8 protein-coding genes and 1 pseudogene are annotated in these 6,589 nt (G+C 45.5%); 3 read left to right on the plus strand and 6 right to left on the minus strand.

Going from position 1 to position 6,589, the window contains the following annotated elements:
* Nucleotides 1–14: 14 nt before the first annotated feature.
* A complete protein-coding gene (locus JCM11969_RS12095; protein ID WP_225353283.1) occupies nt 15–839 on the minus strand; it encodes a LicD family protein in 825 nt (274 codons plus the stop codon).
* Between the two features lie 158 nt (nt 840–997).
* On the opposite strand from JCM11969_RS12095, the gene JCM11969_RS12100 reads away from it, so the two are divergent.
* Nucleotides 998–1,462: a MarR family winged helix-turn-helix transcriptional regulator gene (locus tag JCM11969_RS12100; protein WP_054711573.1), complete on the plus strand. Its 465-nt coding sequence runs from the start codon at nt 998–1,000 to the stop codon at nt 1,460–1,462.
* A gap of 473 nt (nt 1,463–1,935) precedes the next feature.
* Here JCM11969_RS12100 and JCM11969_RS12105 read toward each other — a convergent pair whose 3' ends face one another.
* A complete protein-coding gene (locus tag JCM11969_RS12105) occupies nt 1,936–2,382 on the minus strand; it encodes an OsmC family protein (protein WP_082409338.1) in 447 nt (148 codons plus the stop codon).
* A gap of 236 nt (nt 2,383–2,618) precedes the next feature.
* On the opposite strand from JCM11969_RS12105, the gene JCM11969_RS12110 reads away from it, so the two are divergent.
* A complete protein-coding gene (locus tag JCM11969_RS12110; RefSeq protein WP_054711576.1) occupies nt 2,619–2,804 on the plus strand; it encodes a hypothetical protein in 186 nt (61 codons plus the stop codon).
* Between the two features lie 266 nt (nt 2,805–3,070).
* Nucleotides 3,071–3,343, plus strand: coding sequence for a hypothetical protein (locus JCM11969_RS12115; RefSeq protein ID WP_054711579.1), 273 nt, complete (start codon nt 3,071–3,073; stop codon nt 3,341–3,343).
* Between the two features lie 401 nt (nt 3,344–3,744).
* Here the strand turns inward: JCM11969_RS12115 and JCM11969_RS17820 are convergent, their stop codons facing one another.
* From JCM11969_RS17820 to JCM11969_RS19970, 4 genes and pseudogenes are all read right to left on the minus strand, one after another.
* A complete protein-coding gene (locus JCM11969_RS17820; protein ID WP_156319355.1) occupies nt 3,745–3,909 on the minus strand; it encodes a hypothetical protein in 165 nt (54 codons plus the stop codon).
* Between the two features lie 348 nt (nt 3,910–4,257).
* Entirely contained in the window at nt 4,258–4,614 is a 357-nt protein-coding gene (locus tag JCM11969_RS12120; RefSeq protein WP_054711580.1) for a fluoride efflux transporter FluC, read from the minus strand.
* Nucleotides 4,611–4,994: a fluoride efflux transporter FluC gene (locus JCM11969_RS12125; protein WP_054711582.1), complete on the minus strand. Its 384-nt coding sequence runs from the start codon at nt 4,992–4,994 to the stop codon at nt 4,611–4,613. The genes JCM11969_RS12120 and JCM11969_RS12125 overlap by 4 nt, the downstream gene beginning before the upstream one ends.
* A gap of 199 nt (nt 4,995–5,193) precedes the next feature.
* A pseudogene (locus JCM11969_RS19970) lies at nt 5,194–6,379 on the minus strand (serine hydrolase).
* Nucleotides 6,380–6,589 lie beyond the last annotated feature (210 nt).

Below are 6,589 nucleotides of genomic sequence, written 5' to 3' on the forward strand. Positions count from 1 at the left end.
CTTCCTTCAGATAACTACGTAAACAATTGATTATCCATGATTAATTTACTAATATGTTTTTCCGTCCGCTGTCGAACAGGTGGCAGTTTGTGGTAATCGCCATAAAGGCGTGTTAAAATCGCGTCATAATCCTTGGGTACACGGACATCGATCGTTTCGAAGGGCACCGTGACCAGGTCCAGTGCCTCGCTGGTCGTCATGATCTCTTTTTCATAGGCGTACTGCGACGCAATGTTCTTGACGTGTGTCAGCGGTTCTGTGTTATATTCGCGCATGATGGTCTCACGTTCCTGTTTCATTGCGTCCAGATCCTGAAGGTCATTAGGATCAAGATCGGCGTGACGATACAGCGGCGTTTCGATCCACCGGTAGCCGGCTTTCACGATGATCCGACTGTCGAGCACTTTGAACCGTGCGAGTTGGCTCCGTTGGTCACTAGGCTCCTCAGGGATTCTGTCAAACGGGAAAATATCAATGAAGACTCCTTTGCGTGCCCGGTTAACGTTGTTTTTTTCTTCAATGTAGGTGTAGCGGTCCAGCAGCTTCATATAACTAAACCCATAGTTGGCGTCACTGGCGGCCGTTTGTAAAAAATAGTGGTCGTTTGCCAACAGCCCCGGGGCGTACTGCGCAAACTGGTCGTAATCACTGCGAAGCATGCCGATGTCCATGTCGTCATCCCAAGGAATAAAGCCCTTGTGACGGATGGCACCGAGCAAGGAACCGCCAATCAGAAAATAGTTGACGTTCAGCTGCTCACAGAGTTGAATGATCTTTTTTAGGTTATTTAATTCAACATGGTGAATTCTGTCTAAAATATCGATGCGAACCACTCCCAATAGTAGTAGAATTACCTTAATAGTACCATAGGCCGATTAAAAAGATGCCGGAATGGCCTAGTAGTTTCCCCGGTAAATGATAAAAGATGTGGTAGTATTCACAAGAAAATAATGATAGTATGTTTAGAGTAAAGTTATCAAGATGATAGGGTGGAATAATGGAAGTTCAACAATTACTAGACGAATACATTGACGTATATATCAAATCACTGAAGTACTTGGACACGTTCGTTTCTGAACCAGCGATGGAATACAATCTTTCCTTCGAACAGTACTTGATTTTGCACGACATCGCGGAAAAGGCCAACGTGACCTTAGCGCGCATCGCGGATAAGCGCGGTGTGACTCGGAGTGCCATTTCGCGCCAGATCAAGGTCTTGCTCAACTTAGATTATATCTATCAACAACGTGATGAAAAGGACCACCGGCGCAAGTATCTGCATCTGACCCCGCGTGGTCGGCAGATCGAAGAAATTGTGACCAAAAAAGCTCGAACCCGTTTCGGCAGTTGGGTCGATATCTTCGGCGAGGACAAAGCCGCGTCTTTGCTAGACTTTATTAAACAGTTTAGTAAAGTAACAAAGCTGGAGAATGGTGGCAAGAGTGCGGAAGAAGACGATTAGAGGGCGGAGCACGTTTCGGCTATGAGGCCAAGTAAGGAAATGCCTGGGTTTGGCACTTTTGTCAGAGTTGGCTTAGGCAGGAGCCGCTGTCTTCTGGAGCACGTTTCAGCCATGAGGCCAAGAAAGCGGCAAGAGTGCGGAAGATGGCGACCAAGGAGTGGAGCTAAGTAACTTTTGGCAGAAAATCCCGGTTTTGGATTTTGTGCCGGAAGTTGCTTAGGTGCAACTCCTTGCCATCTGGAGCACGTTTCGGCTATGAGGCCAAGAAAGGAAATGCCTGGGTTTAGCATTTTTGTCAGAGTCGGCTTAGGCAGGAGCCCGCTGTCTTCTGGAGCACGTTTCAGCCATATAGCATAGCCATGTCACGACTAAAAGCACAACACCGGCAACTACCGGCAAAAAAAGAGCACCAAGAATCCGACAAAGTCGAATCCTTGGTGCTCTTAATGATTGTCTATTTTCGATCCGCAACACTAATCGATCACACCCTGATGTGTCGGTTCAAATTCATCCACAACATGGATCGTATAATTTTCGCTGCCACTCAATAACTTAGAAACAGGGCACCGTTTTTCAGCTTGGTGCACAAAATCTTCCGCCTGAGCGTGAGAAATGTGCGGAATACGAACGCGGGCGTCAACCAAAAATTCTAATCCGGCAGTGCCCTTGACCATCGTGACATGAACGTGAACTTGGGCACGGTGTGGCAGGTTGTTTTCTTTTTCAATGGCCTGCAGAGTGGCGCCCATGCAAGTACTAAGTGAGAGTCCAAGCAACTGCTCAGGGTTAGCGCCAGGCATCTTTTCGTTTAAGGGATTACTGACAGCAACACTAACGCCATTTGGCACGTAGGCGTACCCATTTAACCCATCATGGTTAAACGCATCGGTTTCGTATTTTTTAATAAATTTTTTATCCATGTTCATTTTCTCCTCAAAAACCAGGCTTATGCCTTCTAGTGTACGCAAGACGGCGCCAAATAGCAATTCACAAGATTCAGTTGGTTGTTTTAAACAACTAGACATTACCTGTAGTTGTGAAAAATACAGAATGAAATTTATAGAATTTTTTTATGATATCCTAGACCCGCATTTATTAATGTGCTATTATAGCGGCAATGCAGGAGTATGGCAGCGCTTTTTTGGAGGGGATCAAAATGAATCTGATTCAATTTTCAAGTCATCCTTCGGTAAGAAAAGCTTGGACACAACGCTTAAATCAGGGGGGAACACTGATTGAGCCGAAGATGATGTTAGCCTTTAGAACAACGCTTCACGCCAATGACCAACGGTTTGGGGACCGTCAGCCAAAGCGTGAAACAGTACTTGTTACGAAGCAGTAATTAAACAAAAAAGCGATTTGTCGCATGCTTTTCCAAAAAGGGGAAGGATGCGGCTTTTTATTTTTAAAACAATTTTCAACAAAAATGTTGCATCAAAACGGTAGGCAGCACAGGCAGGTAAGCGTTACCGGGCCTGACTATGGTGAATTGCGTCAGCGTGAGAACCGTGGTTTAATAAAGACAAGCAGCAACGGTCACCATGTAGAAAGTCTAGATGGTGCGGATGAATGAGAATTCATCGGGCAAAGAGAGATGGAGGAATGCTTGTGTATAAAGTAATGGTGATGCTTCACGAGGGTGACGACTACATTCGGATGAATAAGGTCTATTTTGAGACCATGCCGGTGGCGGGCCAGTATATCATCCACTCAGATGGGTTAGCCTACTACGTTGAAGAAGTCACAATGTTTGCGGGCTACGTCAGCAGTAAGGGTGCCACAACAATTTTGGTGGTCCACCCAGCCTCAAAGGATGAAGCGGTCAACCAACTTTACGGCATTGATATTGAAAGAGATTTGGATGATCCGGAAGAGGAGTAGAGCGTGAAGCAAGGTGCTCTAGGGGCGGTGTGTAACGGACTCTGGCAGAAATGCCTGAACTTGGCATTTTTGCCAGAGTCCGTTACACGTTAGCCCCGTGCCTTGCTGAACGCGTTTCCACTAGATAAGGGAGAACCACGTAGCCAGCAACACCCCGTAAGAAAAAAGCTGAATCGGGAATCTTCACAACAATCACCACGACAGAACCCAAAATTTCTGTGGCACTCATGTACGTGAGGCAATAGATCTAAAGCGAGCGCCTCAACCTCAATAGGTGTTAAAAACGAAAATAGGATGTTATTAACAGTCATTGTTGATAACATCCTATTTCGTATAAAATACAATTAGTAGTTGCGTTTTTCGCTGAGACACCATAGTATTCGACCCGTTCCTTTTCAAGATTATGAGTAGAAGTGGTTAGTCTTTGGTTCCATCCCAAATGCGTGTGCTTGGAAAAATTCACGTTCAGCGGCACTGACTTCTTGGAGGTCCTTTAACATGATGGGACGAACGTTATTATAATCTGTATGTGGTTGGTTGTTGTTATATTGGTCTAAAGCGTTCATTGATGTAACTTCCTATTCGTAGAATGATATTATTATACAATCATGAGAACGAAAAAGCTAGCTTAAAATACACTAATTTTAATATGCATACATAAATCATTCAAAAATTAGAAACAAAATGCAGAATCAATGCGTATTATCGTTTACCCCATTCATTTCAATATACAAATTTATGAATATTGTAACCGGTTAAATGTGTGGTCTTTGAGGTCATTATGAACAAAGAATGAGATTTTTTGGCCGGTTGATTACCAAATTGTGTCATACCGATCAGAAACAGTAAAATCGTGAGTAAAATGACAAAAAGGTCGACAAGGACTTGTTTCATCACGACGCTCCTTAATTTGGTCAGACGACTAAAAAGCCACAGTAAGCAACGGCGACACCAAGGACGGCTGCGAGTACGAGGTAAACACCGGCGATTCTTGGTTGGTCATGCAACAAAACTGCAATTTCATTGGTAAAGGTTGAAAACGTGGTAAAGCCACCTAAAAGACCACTGCCTACCATCCATAGTGTTGAAGTCGTTGGTAGACTTGCGGTGAGCATCCCCAGACAAAAGGCGCCTAGCAGATTAATGAAGAGAGTGGCAATTGGCAGCGAGACGCGGTGAAAAACGGTATTTCCGATTCGTGTACATGTGAATCGCAGCAGGGCACCTACCGCGCCAGCAAGCCCAATTTCAACAATTGTCAGTAGGGTCATGGCAGCCTCCTTTGTTGAATGCGGTGGCTGAGTGAAAAGCCCCAGCTTGCGGCTAAGATTCCAAGCACAAGGCTAATTGCCCAGTACGTGGCGGCGAGAAGAAAGCCTTGTTGTGTGCCGAGGTTAACGGTATCCACGCAAAACGTTGAAAATGTCGTAAAACTGCCAACTAGCCCGACGCTTAGTCCAGAGAGTAATTCGGGTGAGATCGGGACCACAAAGGGCAGCGCACCGGTGATCAGTGCCAGTAGAAAAGAGCCCAGAACATTAATGGCTAGGACCGTGACAAAATGGTATTGCGCAAAAATGGTCGTCAGCCAAAGGCGAATCAAACTGCCGATGAAGCCAAAGATAAAAATGTAGCCGATACGTTTAAGCATATGTATGGATGACTTCCTTTCTATGTAGTAAAGATAAATGAAACAAGTGAGACAAAAGTTAGTTTAAGAGTTATTTTCATGAAAGTAAAGTTGTTTTCATGAAAATTCATTAGGAAATTGGTGAAGACCCCCTGACCATAAGTTTTAAGAGATCAAAAAAACGCCGGTTATCATAACCAGCGCTTCTTGAGTAATGCGTTTAAATTAAGCCTGCTGAGTACACGTGATCCATCAATGAACGGGTTTCAGTAAACTCGTTAGCATCGTGAAGGACAACGGTGATCAGACGGTCGTGACCGGACTTTTGACCAGTTCCGACGAAGCAGTAACCTGCAAGGTCGGTATAACCAGTCTTAAGGCCGTCAACGTTGAGGGCCTTTTCATAGTATTTCCGGCCTGGCAACAGATTGTTATAGTTATAGCATAACTGACCAGAAACGGTGACTGATCCCTTTGACGCATCGGTTAGAACGGCAGGGTAGTCAGTGATCAGATGGTTGGCAATTAAGGTCACATCCTTAGCAGAAACTTCGTTGCTTCGCCGCCGCTGACCGAGTAGCCGTAAGTCTTGAGGCTGATTGTTCAACGCCTGATGCGGAAACAAAGGTGGCGTGCCCGAGGTTCCAAGTTTTAGCCTGTGCGTTCATGAGTTTAATGAACTTAGCGTTATAGGAAGGGGTTGACCCGCCAGCGACCCATTGACCAAGTGCGGTGGCTGCGTTGTTCGAAGAATCAATCAAGGCTGCCAAGTATAGCTGTTCAACGGTGTAACTGTTCTTAGTAAACTTGAAGCCGCCGTAAACACTGGAAGCACCCATGGTCTTTAAGCCAGAGTACGAAGTCGTGACCTTAGAACTCCAAGTTGCACTGGTGTTGGCAACTTTTTGTTCAACAAGGTAAAGTGTCATCAGTTTTGAAACGGACGCAATCGCACGAGGGGTGTTCGCGTTCTTTGACCAAACGACTTTACCGGTTTTAGCGTCTAAAGCAACGGCCGCTTTAGCGTATTTCAACCCAAATGCAGATTTGCCCTTGGTGAGATAGCTGTGCCAAACGTACCCGGTCACAGTGCCGGCACCGTTGGTTACTTTGTAATAGATTGCCTTAGTCGACCCATGCTTTAAGATCACTTCCTGGGTAGCGTACCAGGTCGTGTAGGGGTAGCTTGAGAGATTAGCTAATTTTTTGGTGTGTGATTCGTTGTAGACCGCACCCTTAGTAGAAGCTCGATGATAAGCCGTTTTTGTCATACTCGTGGTTTTAGACACGGAATAAGTAGCGGCGTGCGCAGCGGGCTGGTTGACAGAAACAAAGCCAACAAAGCCCAGCAATAGCGCAAACGCGACAAGTAAAGTGCCGCGTAAATGAAAACGTGACTGACTCATATAAGTTCCTCCTCTTTATACAGACCAAAATAGCATGATGTTTGGGCTCAGAGTCCCTTACGCAGGAGCCCCGTGCCTTGCGGAACACGTTTAGGCTATGTGAAAAGGAAGCACAGTAGCCATTCCCATTCCGTTGCCTAAAACCGAAAAGTCCGGGCCTGACTTTTAGTCAGTGTCCGTTACACGTTAGCCTCATGCCTTGCTGAACAC

Source organism: Secundilactobacillus paracollinoides DSM 15502 = JCM 11969 (genome assembly GCF_001311135.1).
In the GTDB taxonomy this organism is placed as follows: Bacteria; Bacillota; Bacilli; order Lactobacillales; family Lactobacillaceae; genus Secundilactobacillus; species Secundilactobacillus paracollinoides.

Bases quoted from the DNA above. Each gene is read 5' to 3' on its own strand.
- JCM11969_RS12120 (WP_054711580.1), bottom strand. From the start codon at position 4,614: ATGACCCTACTGACAATTGTTGAAATTGGGCTTGCTGGCGCGGTAGGT.
- JCM11969_RS12100 (WP_054711573.1), top strand. From the start codon at position 998: ATGGAAGTTCAACAATTACTAGACGAATACATTGACGTATATATCAAA.
- JCM11969_RS12110 (WP_054711576.1), top strand. From the start codon at position 2,619: ATGAATCTGATTCAATTTTCAAGTCATCCTTCGGTAAGAAAAGCTTGG.
- JCM11969_RS12105 (WP_082409338.1), bottom strand. From the start codon at position 2,382: ATGGATAAAAAATTTATTAAAAAATACGAAACCGATGCGTTTAACCAT.
- JCM11969_RS12125 (WP_054711582.1), bottom strand. From the start codon at position 4,994: ATGCTTAAACGTATCGGCTACATTTTTATCTTTGGCTTCATCGGCAGT.
- JCM11969_RS17820 (WP_156319355.1), bottom strand. From the start codon at position 3,909: ATGAACGCTTTAGACCAATATAACAACAACCAACCACATACAGATTAT.